We start from the raw sequence: 14,510 nt of genomic DNA on the forward strand, positions 1-14,510 counted from the left end.
CCGCCATCGCAAGGACACATCAGATGACAACGGTCGATCCCGAATTCAACGCAGACGCTGCCCGAGAGGAACGTCGCGCCCGCCTTTTCACCCGCATCAATGCAGCCGACAAATGGTTCCAGGTTCTGGGTCTCAGCTGGGCTACCCCGGTCCTGAAAGCCGCCGCCGGGGACAACCCGCGCGCACAGATGACCGAGATCTGGCGGTTGCTGATCGTGCCTCTGTTGTCGATCTGCGCCTTCTTGTTGCTGTGGGGAACGCTGGCCCCCAAGGTGCAGACCTCTCTCGGCGCGGTTCCGGGGCCGGCGCAGGTTTGGGAAGAGATGGTCAGCCTGAACCAGGATGCCAAGGCCAAAGCGGCCAAACGCGCGAGGTTCGAGGCCATGGTCGAGAAGCGCAATCAGAAATTCATTGACGCTGGCCAGCCGGAGAAAGTGAAAGAGGTCGCCTTCACGGGTGCTCCGACCTATTACCAGCAAATCTGGACTTCGATCAAAACAGTGTTTTTTGGGTTTCTGATCGCCACCGTCATCGCGGTCCCACTTGGTATCGCGGCCGGCCTGTCTCCGACTGCAAATGCAGCCCTAAACCCGCTAATCCAGATCTTCAAACCGGTCTCGCCTCTGGCCTGGTTGCCGATCGTCACGATGATCGTCTCGGCCGTTTACGTCACCAATGACGGTTGGTTCGCGAAATCCTTCCTGATCTCGGCCATTACCGTGACCCTGTGTTCGCTATGGCCCACATTGATCAATACATCTTTGGGTGTAGCCTCCATCGATAAGGACCTGGTGAATGTCTCCAAAGTCCTGAAAATGAACACCTATACCAAGATCACCAAACTGGTGCTGCCCTCTGCCCTGCCTCTGATCTTCACCGGCCTGCGCCTGTCACTGGGCGTCGGCTGGATGGTTCTGATTGCGGCGGAAATGCTAGCGCAGAACCCCGGTCTGGGCAAATTTGTCTGGGATGAGTTCCAGAACGGTTCCTCCAGTTCGCTCGCCAAGATCATGGTTGCGGTCTTCACCATCGGTATCATCGGCTTCCTGCTGGACCGAGTGATGTACGCGCTGCAATCCCTGTTTACCTTCACAAACAACCGGTGAGTGCGATGAGCATCCTAAGTTTCAAGAACGCCTCGAAATCCTTCGGTGAAGGCACCGCTCGCACGGATGTGCTGAAAGGCATCGATCTTAACGTGCAAGAGGGTGAGTTTCTGGTGATCCTCGGTTTTTCCGGCACCGGCAAAACCACCCTTATCAATCTAATGGCCGGGCTGGACACCCCAACCGGCGGAGAGGTCACCTTCAAAGGCACTACGATCAAAGGGCCGGGCCCTGAGCGTGGCGTGATTTTCCAGAACTACTCGCTGATGCCCTGGCTGACGGTCAGTGGCAATGTGGGGTTGGCGGTGGATACGGTATTTCCGGGTCTCAGCAAGACCGAGAAGGCCGAAAAAGTCGCGCATTACGTCAAGATGGTCGGCCTCAGTCACGCCGCGACGCGCCGACCGGCAGAGCTGTCGGGTGGGATGCGCCAGCGGGTCAACGTGGCGCGTGCGTTGTCGATGAACCCCGAGGTTTTGTTGCTGGATGAGCCTCTGTCGGCGCTAGACGCGCTGACCCGCGCCAATCTGGCCGATGAGATCGAACATATCTGGGAAGCCGACAAGAAAACTTGTGTCCTCATCACCAATGACGTTGATGAGGCGATCATTCTGGCCGACCGTATCATTGCCCTGAACCCGGATGGCACGCTGGGGCAGGAATTCCCTGTCTCAATCCCGCGTCCGCGCGAACGCGCTGCGATGAACAATGACGAGACTTTCAAACGCCTGCGCGCGGACGTTACCAAATACCTGATGGATGTGGGGATCGAGGCCAAGGTCGAAGGCTCGCGTATTCTCCCGGATGTCACCCCAATCCACGGTGTTCCAACGGCAGTGGCCGAGGCGCAAAAGGGGCTGATCGACAACCGCTTCCTCGACTTCTCGCAGCTTCACAAGGTGTATCCGACGCCCAAAGGCCCTCTGACCGTGGTCGAGGATTTCGAACTGAAGATCGACAAGGGCGAGTTCATCTCGCTGATCGGCCATTCGGGTTGTGGCAAGTCCACGGTTTTGACCATGGCGGCGGGGCTGAACGACATCTCGAAGGGTGCGATCAAGCTGGATGGCCGTCACGTCGAAGGGGCCGATCCCGAACGCGCGGTGGTGTTCCAATCCCCCAACCTGTTCCCATGGTTAACCGCCATGGAGAACGTCGCGATTGGGGTGGACAAGGTCTATCCAAAGGCCAGCATGGCCGAGCGTCAAGATGTTGTTGAATACTATCTGGAACGCGTCGGTTTGGCTGACGCGATGGACAAATCCGCAAGCGACCTATCGAACGGCATGAAGCAACGCGTCGGCATCGCCCGTGCTTTTGCTTTGTCCCCCAAACTGCTGTTGCTCGATGAGCCCTTCGGCATGCTCGACAGCCTGACCCGATGGGAATTACAGGAAGTCCTGATGGAGGTCTGGTCCCGCACCAAGGTCACTGCGATCTGCGTTACCCACGACGTGGATGAGGCGATCTTACTGGCCGATCGCGTGGTGATGATGACCAACGGTCCGCAGGCAACGATTGGCAAGATCACCAAGGTTGAGCTGCCGCGTCCGCGCACGCGCAAAGCCCTGCTGGAGCACCCGGATTACTATGCTTACCGGCAGGAAGTCCTCGATTTCCTCGAAGAATATGAACATGGCGCCATGCCAAAAACACCCGCCCCCAAGGCGATTGCAGCGGAGTGAAATCATGAAGCAAAGACTTGTTGTCATAGGCGCGGGTATGGCCTCAGGCCGGGTGTTGGAACACCTGACCGACGCCGCGCCGGATGCGTTCGACATCACCCTGTTCAATGCCGAGCCGCGCGGGAACTACAACCGTATCATGCTCAGCCCGGTACTGTCGGGCGAGAAAACCTATGAAGAGATCGTCACCCATGACGACGCCTGGTATGCCGCGCGGGGCATTGCCTGCCGCTTTGGTGAAAAGGTCGCGAAGATCGACCGCGAGATGAAGGTGGTCGAAGGTCAGAACGGCCACGTTCCCTATGACAAGCTGGTGATTGCGACAGGGTCTAACCCGTTCATGATCCCTCTGCCAGGGCATGATCTGGAGGGTGTGATTGCCTACCGCGATCTGGAAGACACCATGCAGATGATGGGCATGGGCCCTGACAACAAGGTGGTCGTGATTGGCGGCGGCTTGCTGGGGCTCGAGGCCGCCGCGGGTATGGCTGCCCATGGCGTTGACGTGACGGTGGTGCATATCATGGGTCACCTGATGGAGCGACAGCTGGACGAGGCCGCAGGCTACCTGCTGAAGAAATCGCTGGAAGACAAAGGCATCAGGATTTGCCTGCAGGCGAACTCTAAAGAAATCCTCGGACAGGACGGAAAGGTCCGCGCGCTGCTTCTGGACGACGGGACCGAATTGCCCTGTGATCTGCTTGTCATGGCCGTGGGTATCCGCCCCAACACAGCTCTGGCGCAAGAGGCTGGGCTGGCCACCGGGCGCGGTATCCATGTGGATGACCAGATGCTGACTTCGGATTCGGATGTCTTTGCGGTAGGTGAATGCGTCGAACATGACGGGGCGGTCTTCGGTCTTGTCGCGCCGCTTTACGATCAGGCGAAAGTGGCTGCGCAGGCTTTGTTGGGTGAAGAGGCTGCGTTTGCTCAGAAAACCCTATCGACCAAGTTGAAGGTCACCGGCTGCGATCTGTTCAGTGCGGGGGATTTTGCGGATGGGCCTGGGCGCGAGGATATCGTGTTCCGCGACCCCTCGCGCGGGGTCTACAAACGGCTTGTGATTGAAGAGGATCGGCTGGTCGGCGCGGTCATGTATGGTGACACCACTGATGGCAGCTGGTTCTTTGGCCTCATCAAAGACGGCGCCAGCGTAGAAGAAATGCGCGAGACGCTGATCTTTGGACCCGCATATCAGGGGGGCGACACTGCGGACCCTCTCTCAGCCGTTGCAGCATTGCCGCATGAGGCGGAGATTTGCGGCTGCAACGGCGTATGCAAAGGTGACATCGTCGAGGCGATCAATGCGGGGGCGGGTGATCTGGGCGCGGTGCGCACGACCACAAAGGCTAGCGCATCCTGCGGAACTTGCACAGGATTGGTTGAGCAATTGTTGCAGGTCACTCTGGGCGACGCGTTCCAGATGCCTGCCGCGCAGCCGGTCTGCGGATGCACCGACCTGACTCATGAGGATGTGCGACGCCTGATCAAAGGGCAGGAGTTAAAAAGTCAGGCTGCCGTCTGGCAGGAACTGGGTTGGACGACGCCAAATGGCTGCCATGTCTGTCGGCCCGCGATCAACTACTACCTGCTGGCCGACTGGCCGCTGGAATACCAAGACGACCCACAAAGCCGTTTCGTCAATGAACGCAAACACGCCAACATCCAGAAGGATGGCACGTTCAGCGTTGTACCGCGTATGTGGGGCGGGATCACCACGCCCGACGAACTGCGCGCGATTGCAGATGCGGCGGATAAATACGATGTTCCCACCGTCAAGGTCACGGGCGGTCAGCGGATCGATCTGCTGGGCGTCAAAGGCGAAGATCTGCCCGCCATGTGGTCAGACCTGAACAAAGCCGGGCTGGTCTCTGGCCACGCCTATTCCAAAGGTCTGCGCACGGTCAAAACCTGCGTCGGCACCGATCATTGCCGGTTTGGTACTCAGGACAGCACCGGGCTTGGCATAAAGCTTGAAAGAATCCTGTGGGGGTCGTGGACGCCGCACAAGCTGAAGCTGGCCGTATCTGGCTGCCCTCGAAACTGTGCCGAGGCGACCTGCAAGGATATCGGCGTAGTCTGCGTCGAATCTGGCTATCAGATCAGCATCGGCGGGGCCGCAGGGATGGATGTCAAAGAGACCGAGCTACTCTGTCAGATTCCTGCCGAAGAAGAAGCGATCGAGATCGTGATGGCCGTCACGCAGGCCTATCGAGAAGGCGGTAAATATCTGGATCGCCTGTATAAATGGCTGGGTAAGGTGGGCATGGACTGGGTCAAGGTGCAGGTCGTGGACGACCTTGAAAATCGCGCGGCCCTCGTCGCGCGGTTCGAATTGTCGCAAAACATCTACCGCAAAGACCCGTGGGCCGAACACGTCAAAGAAAAAGCGCAAACCTACGCGCCAATTGCAGATTTCACATTGGAGGCCGCGGAATGAGCTGGATCGACATCGGACATATCGACGAGGTTCCCTTGCGTGGGGCGCGTCTGGTCAAGACGCATATCGGCTGCATCGCTGTCTTCCGTACTGCCGAGGTGGAGGTCTATGCCGCGACCAACAGCTGTCCGCACAAGGGCGGTCCTTTGTCTGAGGGTATCGTGCACGGGCAGTCGGTGACCTGTCCTTTGCACAATTGGGTATTTGACCTGAATACGGGCGAGGCGCAAGGCGCGGATGATGGCCGCATCACCATCTATCCCGTGCGCATTGAAGACGACCGTATCCTGTTAGACGACAGCGCAGTTACCCGGCGGAGCGCCGCCTGATGGACGGAAGTGGTCTGCCTGAAGTTCGCTCGACTTGCGCCTATTGCGGGGTCGGCTGCGGTGTGCTTTTGCGGCACGATGGGGCCGGAGGCTTGACCGTTCGCGGCGATCCGGATCATCCAGCGAATTTTGGGCGTTTGTGCTCGAAAGGATTGGCTTTGGGCGAAACAGTTGGGCTGGAACATCGGTTGCTGGCTCCTCGCGCCTTCGGCCGAGACACAAACTGGGACAACGCGTTGCAACTGGTCGCAGATCGGTTTTCTGCCGCAATCAAGAACCATGGACCGGACAGCGTGGCATTTTACGTCTCGGGGCAGTTGCTGACAGAGGATTATTACGTCGCCAACAAGCTGATGAAGGGTTTTATGGGGTCGGCCAACATCGACACCAATTCTCGACTGTGTATGGCGTCAACTGTGGCCGGACACAAACGCGCCTTTGGCACAGATACCGTGCCCGGGACTTATGAGGATCTGGATGAGGCTGATTTGGTTGTCTTGGTTGGCTCAAACCTCGCATGGTGCCATCCCGTTCTCTATCAACGCATCATAGCTGCGCGTCAGGCGCGCGGTACGAAGATTGTGGTTGTCGACCCGCGCCGAACAGCCAGCTGCGATCAGGCCGATCTCCATCTGGCGTTGCAACCCGGCAGCGACGTGGCGTTGTTCAATCGTCTGCTGACCAGAATTCACCAATCGGGGCATGTGGCACCGGATTTTCTGGATCGCAGCGTAGGGTACACTGAAGCCCTCGAACTCGCACAGCTTGATGATCCGGATGAGACCGGACTTACCCAAGGTGAAATCGAAGCGTTTTGCGATCTGTGGATTGGAACCGAGCGGGTTGTTACGATTTTCAGTCAAGGCGTAAACCAATCCTCCAGCGGAACAGACAAAGTCAACGCGATCCTGAACTGCCATCTGGCTACGGGGCGCATCGGACGCGCAGGGATGGGCCCGTTCTCGGTTACCGGCCAACCGAACGCCATGGGTGGTCGAGAGGTCGGCGGTCTGGCCAACATGCTTGCGTGTCACCTGGATATCGAAAACGAGGCCCACAGAGCAGCCGTCCGGGACTTTTGGAAAGCGCCCATCCTGCCAGAAAAGCAAGGGCTCAAAGCTGTCGACATGTTTCGCGACGTTAAAGATGGACAGATCAAAGCACTTTGGATCATCCACACCAATCCAGCGGCCACGATGCCGGACGCCGATCGAGTCAAGGCGGCGATCAAAAACTGCCCATTCACCGTTGTAAGCGACCTGACTGCCCAAACAGACACCGCGCGTCTCGCAGACGTATTGCTTCCAGCAGCAGGATGGGGCGAAAAAAGCGGCACAGCAACCAATTCCGACCGCATGATCAGCAGGCAACGCGCCGTTCTGACCCCTCCGGGACAGGCACGAGCGGATTGGGATATCTTGGCCGAGGTTGGCCGCCGCATGGGTTGGGCCGAGGCCTTCAGCTATGAGTCTGCGGCGCAGATTTTTAGGGAATATGCGAACATGTCCTCCCTTGCCGTCTCATTTGGCAAAGACTTTGAGATTGCTGGCTTTTCGGACATCAACGACGAAGATTATGATGCGATGCGCCCGACACGATGGCCCACGGCATCGCGGAAAACTGACGGTCGTTTCTTCGGAGACGGGCAGTTTTTTCATCCTGATGGCAAGGCGCGGTTTGTGCCGGTCACCCATCGAACGCCCAAGGCAGAGCCATCAGAACGCTACCCTTTCCTGTTGAACACAGGGAGAAATCGGGATCAGTGGCACACCATGACCCGATCCGGATTGTCGCCTCGTTTATCGGCCCACCTTGCCGAGCCCTATTTGGAAATGAACCCAAAGGACGTTGATCAACTGGGGCTTGGTCCTGCCGATTTGGTCGAAGTTAGTAGTTCAGTCGGAAGCGGCATATTTCGGCTTCGCATTACGGAATCTATTGCGCGTGGCAATGTGTTTGCGCCCATTCATTGGACCGGAGAAACGGCACCGTCGGCCCGTGTAAACGAGATAATTCCTAGTGTAACTGACCCGATTTCTGGTCAGCCGGAAAGCAAATCAACAGCGGTATCTGTTCGACGTATGAGAGCAGCATGGTACGGTTTCGCCGTTTCAGCCGATGCAGCGTTCCCTGAAGCAGAGTATTCGGCGACAGCCAGAACAACCAACGGCTACAGGATGGAGTTGGCAGGGAACCAGATTATTGAAGACTGGGAAAAGACCGCTCGCGTTTGGTTTAGTTTACCGGATGCAGCGGCGACTTCAGTAGAAGATCCCAAACGCGGCTCTTATAGAATTGCGCTGTCAGACGGTCAGCGCATTCTGGCAGTGCTCTTCGTCTCGCGCCGACCTATCACCCTGATGCGAGACTATTTGGCAACTTTGCCTGAGGTAACGCCTCAGCAGATTCTGGCTGGCCATTCCTCTGTTGATTCTGAGGACTGCGGCCCAATCGTTTGTTCGTGTTTCGAGGTCGGGCTAAAAACCCTTATCCGCACCATTCACGACAAGTGTTTGATCAATGTGGACGATATCGGAGGCGCCCTTAATGCGGGAACGAACTGCGGTTCATGTCGGCCAGAGTTGGCTGATTTAATCGCCGAGCATTCGAAATTGAGTCACGACAAAACGAAGAATTCCCTGCAAGAACTACTGGGGTAGAATCGCGGTTCTCGAGTATTACGGCGGTGTGCTTAGGTGGGCTTTTAAAGAACATGCGGGATCCCTTCGCTCGACACCACATACCTGGTTAAGCTTGGTTGACGGTTCTGGCGGTTCAGTCCGAGGATGGCGTCACTCTACGCTCAAGACCTCCCCGGTGTTCGAATTTCGCGTTGACCGCGAATGTCTTCTTTGGCGCGCCGCTGCGCAGCATCGAAGACTGTTTTCAGATGACTGCTTAGGGCCGAACCAAGAGTTTTCTAGGTCTGCTAGAATGCCCCTGAGACGCATACGAAAACCTACGGTGGCCGTAATGGAATTGTCCGGCATCGGCACGACCGGGGGGCGTATCGCTACCGAAGTCGGGTTATAGATCACCTGTTTGAAAAATGGTCCTCTCGGAGGTGACGCACAAATCGGTGCGATGATCGCTTAAGGCGCCTTGATGCGCTGATCTTTTTCATCGACCCGCTTTCTGCACTGCCTCATGATGTGGATGAGAAGTCGCTGCTACGACCGGCCACGCTGTATAACACTACGCTGGCCATCAACGCGGCAAGCGCGACGCTAATGGTGTGCGCGGCTAACGTTTAAACCGTCGAAGCGGACGGAGCATTCATATTCGCACAATCTACCGAAATTTGAATGTCCGCGGCGGGGATTTAAGGGGTCATTCAGCCAGATAAAGCAAATGTCGGTTTTGTCCGCCGAGGCAGCCTTTCGCACTTGTTCCACAGAACGGCCATAACCCAACCAAAGATCGTTTCACATAAAACCGCTTCAACGACGATCGTGGTTGGGTATGACGCCAGCAAACACCCAATGGTTGTGAAAATCGCAATTCGAGGCGGATATCAATCTTGGCGGCCATGTTGAACTAACAGCCATCCGGTAGGCGGCATGTTTGGACTTTCCCCGACAGAAGTGCGGACTGTTAGAAAAGGTAGTTCATCGACTTCAACCTGTCCCAAATCAGCTTATTTTGCTCACTGGAAGGTTTGATGAATGTTTGTGGACGTCTCAATTAGCGCTTGTTCGATGGTTGCTCTTTGCCGTGCAAATCGCGTCGTTGGTACTGGAATTGAGATCGCGTGTAGATCTCCGACCCAGTCGACGAAAGAAAAGCCGATAGCCGATACACCAGCAGAATGCTCGTCCAAATCATAGGCTAGGCCCCGTTCGCGGACCATGTCCAGTTCGGAAAGGAACTCATCCAAGTTTCTTTGGATACCATTCCGTTCCCATTCGTTTTGAATAAGCTTTGTTGCATCTCCTTCATCGAGTTGAGCGAGACAAGCTTTCCCATTTGCAGTGGTGGTCAGTGGAAAAACCTCACCCACTTGCGAAACGGTCGTTAATCGATAGACACCTGGGACCTGATCTAAAAAAACCATGCCAATCCCACGCATGACGGCTAGGTCTGTGGTTTCCCCGGTCTTTTGGGTCAGTTCCGTCAAAAGCAGACGGCAGTGTTCGACGATGCTGTACTGCGCCGCGTCCGCGAGAGCGCTTAGTTCGGGACCGAGCCTCAAACCACCCCCATTTGCATCCGCTATGACAAGGTTTTCCTCGGCAAGAGCGCTGGTGATTCTCTGTACCGTAGAGCGGGGCAGGTCAACACGCTCGGCGATTTTTCCCAAGCTCATTCCGGATTGGTTTTCTTTCAGAACACGCAAAATCGAGGCCGCTCTGGAAATAACCTGAATGCCACCTTTATCCGCTTTTTCAGACATTTAACCTACCTCATCCTGTCTTGGTATCGTAGCTCTGGATACCTAGCGATTTTTTATTGTTGTATCACAATGCGGTGCAAGTCAACCGTATAGTGAGTTTTTTGGTTGACCATAATGCGGTGCGTATGCATCATCATACGGGACAGGTGGAGAGGCCACCCAGACAATTAAAAAGCGAACACCGCCGCGTTGTCGGCGAACAGAGGAGATGTGCCCAATGGTCAATATCCGTGGCATTGAGTTTCAGGCAAACACCGACAACGACATGGGGCTTGAGTTTTATAACCTGAGCCACAGATACGGGTTTCAGTGCCCCAACTGGCCGTATTTCAAGGACGTCCAGATCGACCGAAAGCACTACATGGCCAAGTCAGGCGTGTTGTCTCAGACAATTACGACGACGATGCACGTGACCACTCATATTGATGCACCGGCCCATGTTGTTCAGGGAACGCCGTTCATCGACGAGGTGCCGCTGCCGCATTTCTTCGGTTCGGGATTGGTCGTCTCGGTTCCCAAGAAGAAGTGGGAGCAAATCACCGGAGATGATCTGGAGAAGGCTTGTGGTCATGCAATCCGCAAAGGCGATGTGCTGATCATCAACACCGGCTGGCACAAGCAGTATGAGGATGGCGACTATTTTGCTTATTGCCCGGGTCTCGTTCCTTCCGCTGCTGAATGGATGATCGAGAAAGGCGTTAAAGTCGTTGGCCACGATACCCAGGCGAACGATCACCCACTGGCCACGGCCATTGGTCCGCAGCGAAATGGTCCGATCATGCCTCATCTCGAAAAAGAGTATCTTGAGTGGTCTGGCGGGACACCGTGGGAAGTTGATTTCCCAGAGTGGGAGCCTGTGCACAACATGCTGTTCTCAAAGGGCATTCTCGGAATTGAAAACGTCGGCGGCGATTTGGATGCAGTGACCGGCAAGCGGTGTACCTTCGCGTTCTTCCCCTGGAATTGGGACCGTGGCGACGGATGTATCATCCGATTGGTTGCGATGATCGACAAGAACCAGTCCTACCGCATCGAGGCTGGTGAAGACTTCTGAACACTCACGGACCGGTCGCCGGTTCACCGGCGGCCGCCACTAAACCTGAGCGGAGATGGACATGCATCTGAAGCGGTTTCAAGACGCCTTACCCTACGAAGCACCGAACCACTTTGGGTGTCATGGGCTTCGTTTGCAGGGGTTTGAGGAAGGTGGGCCGACAAATCAGTGGATTGGCTTCAGCCAGTTCCTACCAGGTGGTGGCGCAGGCCCAGACTCTACACCTTTTGAGAAAGTCTACGTCGTTCTGGAGGGCGAGATGACCGTCATCGTTGATTGCACCGAAACCAGTCTTGGACCCATGGACAGCTGCACGATCGCACCGGGCGAAGTGCGTAAAATTGAAAACCGTGCCAACCACACCTGCAAAATGCTGGTTGTCATTCCGTATCCGCCAGAAAGCTAAGGACGAAAAAAATGTCTGATCCACTCAAGATGTTTGACGTCAGAGACAACGTCGCACTGATCACCGGAGCTTCGGGCGCATTTGGAATGGTTGCGGCACGCGTCTTGGCCGGGGCTGGTTGCAACCTTCTTTTGGCGGCGGGAAACCAAGAGGCGCTCGATAGCATTGCCAAAGAGTGCGAGGCACTTGGCGCAACGGTCGTGACCATCAATACCCGGCCGACCGATGAAGCATCGTGTGACGCATTGGTTGATGAGGCCGTCAACACCTTTGGCAAGCTCGACATTCTCGTTGTCGCGTCCGGTATGAACAAAGTTGCTCTGATCAACGACATGGCGCCGGAAACCTTTGGTGCAGTGATGGACGCCAACGTGAACCAAAGCTGGCTGTTGGCGCGCGCAGCGGCAGCGCACATGAAGCAAAGCGAATATGGCAAGATCATATTCGTCAGTTCCGCGCGCAGCATCCTTGGGCACCCTGCCGGATACACGGCGTATTGCGCGTCAAAGGCCGCCGTGAACGGGATAACCAAAGCCTTGGGATGTGAGCTGGGTCCGACAGGGATCACCGTCAACGCGATCGCACCGACAGTGTTCCGTTCGCCTTTGACGGCTTGGATGTTTGAAGACACCGACGAAGCGAAGGCAGTGCGCGATGGCTTCTTGACCCGTGTTCCAAAGGGGCGGCTGGGTGAGCCAGAAGACCTTGCGGGTCCGCTCCTGTTTCTCGCGTCGCGCGCATCGGATTTTTACACCGGGCATATTCTGCATGCCGATGGCGGATATACGGCGGGTTAACGGATGGTGCGAAAGAAGCAGCAGATCGCCGTAATTGGCGCGGGCCTAATGGGGCACGGCATTGCACTGACGTTGGCAAAGGCAGGTCAATATGTCGCCATCACAGATCCCGTTGAAGAGGCACGAGCCACCGTGCCTGATCGCATTCGCACCAGTATGGCTGCAATGGGAGATGATGAGGTTACAATCACAAAAGCCCTGAAGATGATTGAGATTTTCGGGTCAACAGTAGGCGCTGTTCGAAACGCTGACGTAGTGTTCGAAGCGGCGCCGGAAAAGTTGGAGCTCAAGCAAGCGATCTTTGCTGAGATCGAGGCGCATGCACCAGAAACTTGCATACTCGCATCCAATACCTCGGTCATGCCGATCACTCAGATCATGTCCGGTTTGCGGCTGAAAAACCGGGCATTGGGAACCCATTGGTGGAACCCGCCGCACATGATCCCCTTGGTCGAGGTCATCAAGACCCAGTGGACAGACCCTGAGATCGCACAGACGATGTTCGATCTGCTGAAAGATGCCGGGAAAACGCCGGTTATGGTCGAAAAAGATGTGCCTGGTTTCATAGGCAATCGTCTTCAGCACGCGTTGTGGCGCGAAGCGGTCAGTCTGGTGGAAAACGGTATTTGTGACGCCGAAGCCGTCGATACCGTAATCAAGTCCAGCTTTGGGCGCAGGCTTGCTGTTCTTGGTCCGCTGGAAAACGCGGATCTGGTCGGCACTGACCTGACGCTCGATATCCACGAAAACGTGCTGCACGATCTTGAGGCACAAAGGGGCCCTTCATCCTATCTTAAGTCGCTTGTCGAAGCGGGCAAGCTGGGCATGAAATCCGGCGAAGGGTTCAGGACATGGGCCGAGGGCGAGGCAGATCAGGTTCGCCAACGTGTCGCGAAACATCTGAAAGATCTCGAAAAGACTTTGTAAGATCAATCAAACACTGGCGGGAGGCCGGTGAAGGGAGGACGTAATGACAAGGACATTCAAAACGGCCACGAGACGTGGTTTCATCGCCGGGGCAACGGCAGCAATTGCGGCACCGGCAATCCTGAAGGCGACGCGTGCTTATGCTGCGAACCCGACCTTGCGTGTCGGCAATGTCAGCCCGCGCACCGGACCGCTGGCTGGTTTTGCCGAGGCTGATGAATACGTGCTTCAGGCCATCCAACAAGAATTCTCAGCCGGGATGGAGAACAACGGCAAGACTTGGAATGTCGAGATCATCTCAAAAGACAGCCAGTCCAACCCGAACCGCGCAGCCGAGGTTGCCGCAGATCTGATCCTGGGTGATGAGGTCGATATCATTGTCGCCGCTTCTACCCCGGACACAGTGAACCCGGTCGCCGATCAGGCAGAGATAAACGAAGTTCCTTGCATCACGACCGACTGCCCGTGGCAGCCGTATTTCTTCGGCCGCAACGGTATTCCGGGTGAGGGCTTTGAAACGACCTATCACTTCTTTTGGGGTTTGGAGGACGTGATCGCAGCGTTCCTCGACATGTGGGACAAGACTAGCGTGACCAAGACAGTGGGTGGTCTTTTCCCCAACGATGCCGACGGCAATGCCTGGGGCGATGCGGAACTGGGCCTGCCTAAACCGCTCGCTGCCGCCGGGTACACGTTGACCGATCCCGGTCGCTATCAGCCTCTGTCCGACGACTTCTCAAACCAGATCGCTGCGTTCAAGGCTGCTGGTTGCGAAATCGTTACTGGCAACATGATCCCACCCGATTTCGCTACGTTCTGGAGCCAGGCTGCCCAGCAAGGGTTCAACCCGAAGGTCGTGACCATTGGCAAAGCACTGCTGTTCCCGTCGGTCATTGAATCGCTGGGCGACCGTGGTGACGGGTTGTCGACTGAGGTCTGGTGGTCTCCACACCATCCTTTTTCGTCCTCACTCACCGGCATTTCCTCGAAAGACCTCGCCGAAGGTTATACGGCAGAGTCGGGTCGACCTTGGACCCAACCCCTTGGCTTTAAACACGCTCTGTTCGAGGTCGTCGCGGATGTCATCAAGCGGGCGGATGATCTGGAAGACCCGTCTTCGATCATTTCGGCAATCACGTCCACGAACCTGAACACAATCGTCGGGCCGGTGAATTGGGGTGATGGGCCGATGAACAACGTCACCAAAACGCCGTTAGTCGGCGGTCAGTGGCAGAAGTCCGGTGACGGGTATGAGTTGCAGATCGTTGCAAACAGCACCGCGCCCGAAGTTCCGATTACGGCAGATATGAAACTGCTGGGCTGACCAGACATTCGGCGCAGATCTTGCGCCGAACCCTCCATCCGAGAGAAGC

At 56.3% G+C, this 14,510-nt stretch carries 11 protein-coding genes; 10 read left to right on the forward strand and 1 reads right to left on the reverse strand.

Annotated features, from left to right (window positions below; genetic code table 11):
- Positions 1 to 23: 23 nt before the first annotated feature.
- The 5 genes from ACR0AW_RS15960 to ACR0AW_RS15980 are packed head-to-tail and all read left to right on the forward strand — an operon-like array spanning position 24 to position 8,220.
- The gene (locus tag ACR0AW_RS15960; RefSeq protein ID WP_170733650.1) at positions 24 to 1,106 is read left to right on the forward strand and encodes an ABC transporter permease; all 1,083 of its coding nucleotides are present in this window, start codon (positions 24 to 26) and stop codon (positions 1,104 to 1,106) included.
- Positions 1,107 to 1,111: 5 nt separating this feature from the next.
- Positions 1,112 to 2,791 carry an ABC transporter ATP-binding protein gene (locus ACR0AW_RS15965; protein WP_170733651.1) on the forward strand — a complete coding sequence of 560 codons (1,680 nt, stop codon included), beginning with the start codon at positions 1,112 to 1,114 and terminating at the stop codon, positions 2,789 to 2,791.
- Between the two features lie 4 nt (positions 2,792 to 2,795).
- The gene (gene nirB, locus ACR0AW_RS15970) at positions 2,796 to 5,231 is read left to right on the forward strand and encodes a nitrite reductase large subunit NirB (protein WP_170733652.1); all 2,436 of its coding nucleotides are present in this window, start codon (positions 2,796 to 2,798) and stop codon (positions 5,229 to 5,231) included.
- Positions 5,228 to 5,560: a nitrite reductase small subunit NirD gene (gene nirD, locus ACR0AW_RS15975; RefSeq protein ID WP_170392822.1), complete on the forward strand. Its 333-nt coding sequence runs from the start codon at positions 5,228 to 5,230 to the stop codon at positions 5,558 to 5,560. The genes nirB and nirD overlap by 4 nt, the downstream gene beginning before the upstream one ends.
- Positions 5,560 to 8,220 (forward strand): nitrate reductase, encoded by a 2,661-nt coding sequence (locus tag ACR0AW_RS15980; protein ID WP_170733653.1) that lies wholly within the window; start codon positions 5,560 to 5,562, stop codon positions 8,218 to 8,220. The genes nirD and ACR0AW_RS15980 overlap by 1 nt, the downstream gene beginning before the upstream one ends.
- Positions 8,221 to 9,206: 986 nt before the next feature.
- Here ACR0AW_RS15980 and ACR0AW_RS15985 read toward each other — a convergent pair.
- Positions 9,207 to 9,953 carry an IclR family transcriptional regulator gene (locus ACR0AW_RS15985; protein ID WP_170733654.1) on the reverse strand — a complete coding sequence of 249 codons (747 nt, stop codon included), beginning with the start codon at positions 9,951 to 9,953 and terminating at the stop codon, positions 9,207 to 9,209.
- A 217-nt stretch (positions 9,954 to 10,170) separates the two neighbouring features.
- On the opposite strand from ACR0AW_RS15985, the gene ACR0AW_RS15990 reads away from it, so the two are divergent.
- The 5 genes from ACR0AW_RS15990 (at position 10,171) to ACR0AW_RS16010 (ending at position 14,461) form a co-directional block, all read left to right on the forward strand.
- Positions 10,171 to 11,007: a cyclase family protein gene (locus ACR0AW_RS15990; RefSeq protein ID WP_480439395.1), complete on the forward strand. Its 837-nt coding sequence runs from the start codon at positions 10,171 to 10,173 to the stop codon at positions 11,005 to 11,007.
- Between the two features lie 61 nt (positions 11,008 to 11,068).
- Positions 11,069 to 11,413 carry a cupin domain-containing protein gene (locus tag ACR0AW_RS15995; RefSeq protein WP_170733655.1) on the forward strand — a complete coding sequence of 115 codons (345 nt, stop codon included), beginning with the start codon at positions 11,069 to 11,071 and terminating at the stop codon, positions 11,411 to 11,413.
- An 11-nt stretch (positions 11,414 to 11,424) separates the two neighbouring features.
- Positions 11,425 to 12,210, forward strand: a complete 786-nt coding sequence (locus tag ACR0AW_RS16000; RefSeq protein WP_170733656.1) for an SDR family oxidoreductase — start codon at positions 11,425 to 11,427, stop codon at positions 12,208 to 12,210.
- A gap of 3 nt (positions 12,211 to 12,213) precedes the next feature.
- On the forward strand, positions 12,214 to 13,137 hold the full coding sequence (locus tag ACR0AW_RS16005; RefSeq protein WP_170733657.1) for a 3-hydroxyacyl-CoA dehydrogenase family protein: 924 nt from the start codon (positions 12,214 to 12,216) through the stop codon (positions 13,135 to 13,137).
- 43 nt (positions 13,138 to 13,180) lie between these two features.
- The gene (locus tag ACR0AW_RS16010) at positions 13,181 to 14,461 is read left to right on the forward strand and encodes an ABC transporter substrate-binding protein (RefSeq protein ID WP_170733658.1); all 1,281 of its coding nucleotides are present in this window, start codon (positions 13,181 to 13,183) and stop codon (positions 14,459 to 14,461) included.
- The last annotated feature ends 49 nt before the right edge of the window (positions 14,462 to 14,510 follow it).

This window comes from Ruegeria sp. C5 (genome assembly GCF_056537605.1).

Bases quoted from the DNA above. Each gene is read 5' to 3' on its own strand.
- nirB (WP_170733652.1), top strand. From the start codon at position 2,796: ATGAAGCAAAGACTTGTTGTCATAGGCGCGGGTATGGCCTCAGGCCGG.
- ACR0AW_RS15980 (WP_170733653.1), top strand. From the start codon at position 5,560: ATGGACGGAAGTGGTCTGCCTGAAGTTCGCTCGACTTGCGCCTATTGC.
- ACR0AW_RS16000 (WP_170733656.1), top strand. From the start codon at position 11,425: ATGTCTGATCCACTCAAGATGTTTGACGTCAGAGACAACGTCGCACTG.
- ACR0AW_RS15985 (WP_170733654.1), bottom strand. From the start codon at position 9,953: ATGTCTGAAAAAGCGGATAAAGGTGGCATTCAGGTTATTTCCAGAGCG.
- nirD (WP_170392822.1), top strand. From the start codon at position 5,228: ATGAGCTGGATCGACATCGGACATATCGACGAGGTTCCCTTGCGTGGG.
- ACR0AW_RS16005 (WP_170733657.1), top strand. From the start codon at position 12,214: ATGGTGCGAAAGAAGCAGCAGATCGCCGTAATTGGCGCGGGCCTAATG.
- ACR0AW_RS15960 (WP_170733650.1), top strand. From the start codon at position 24: ATGACAACGGTCGATCCCGAATTCAACGCAGACGCTGCCCGAGAGGAA.
- ACR0AW_RS15995 (WP_170733655.1), top strand. From the start codon at position 11,069: ATGCATCTGAAGCGGTTTCAAGACGCCTTACCCTACGAAGCACCGAAC.
- ACR0AW_RS16010 (WP_170733658.1), top strand. From the start codon at position 13,181: ATGACAAGGACATTCAAAACGGCCACGAGACGTGGTTTCATCGCCGGG.
- ACR0AW_RS15990 (WP_480439395.1), top strand. From the start codon at position 10,171: ATGGTCAATATCCGTGGCATTGAGTTTCAGGCAAACACCGACAACGAC.
- ACR0AW_RS15965 (WP_170733651.1), top strand. From the start codon at position 1,112: ATGAGCATCCTAAGTTTCAAGAACGCCTCGAAATCCTTCGGTGAAGGC.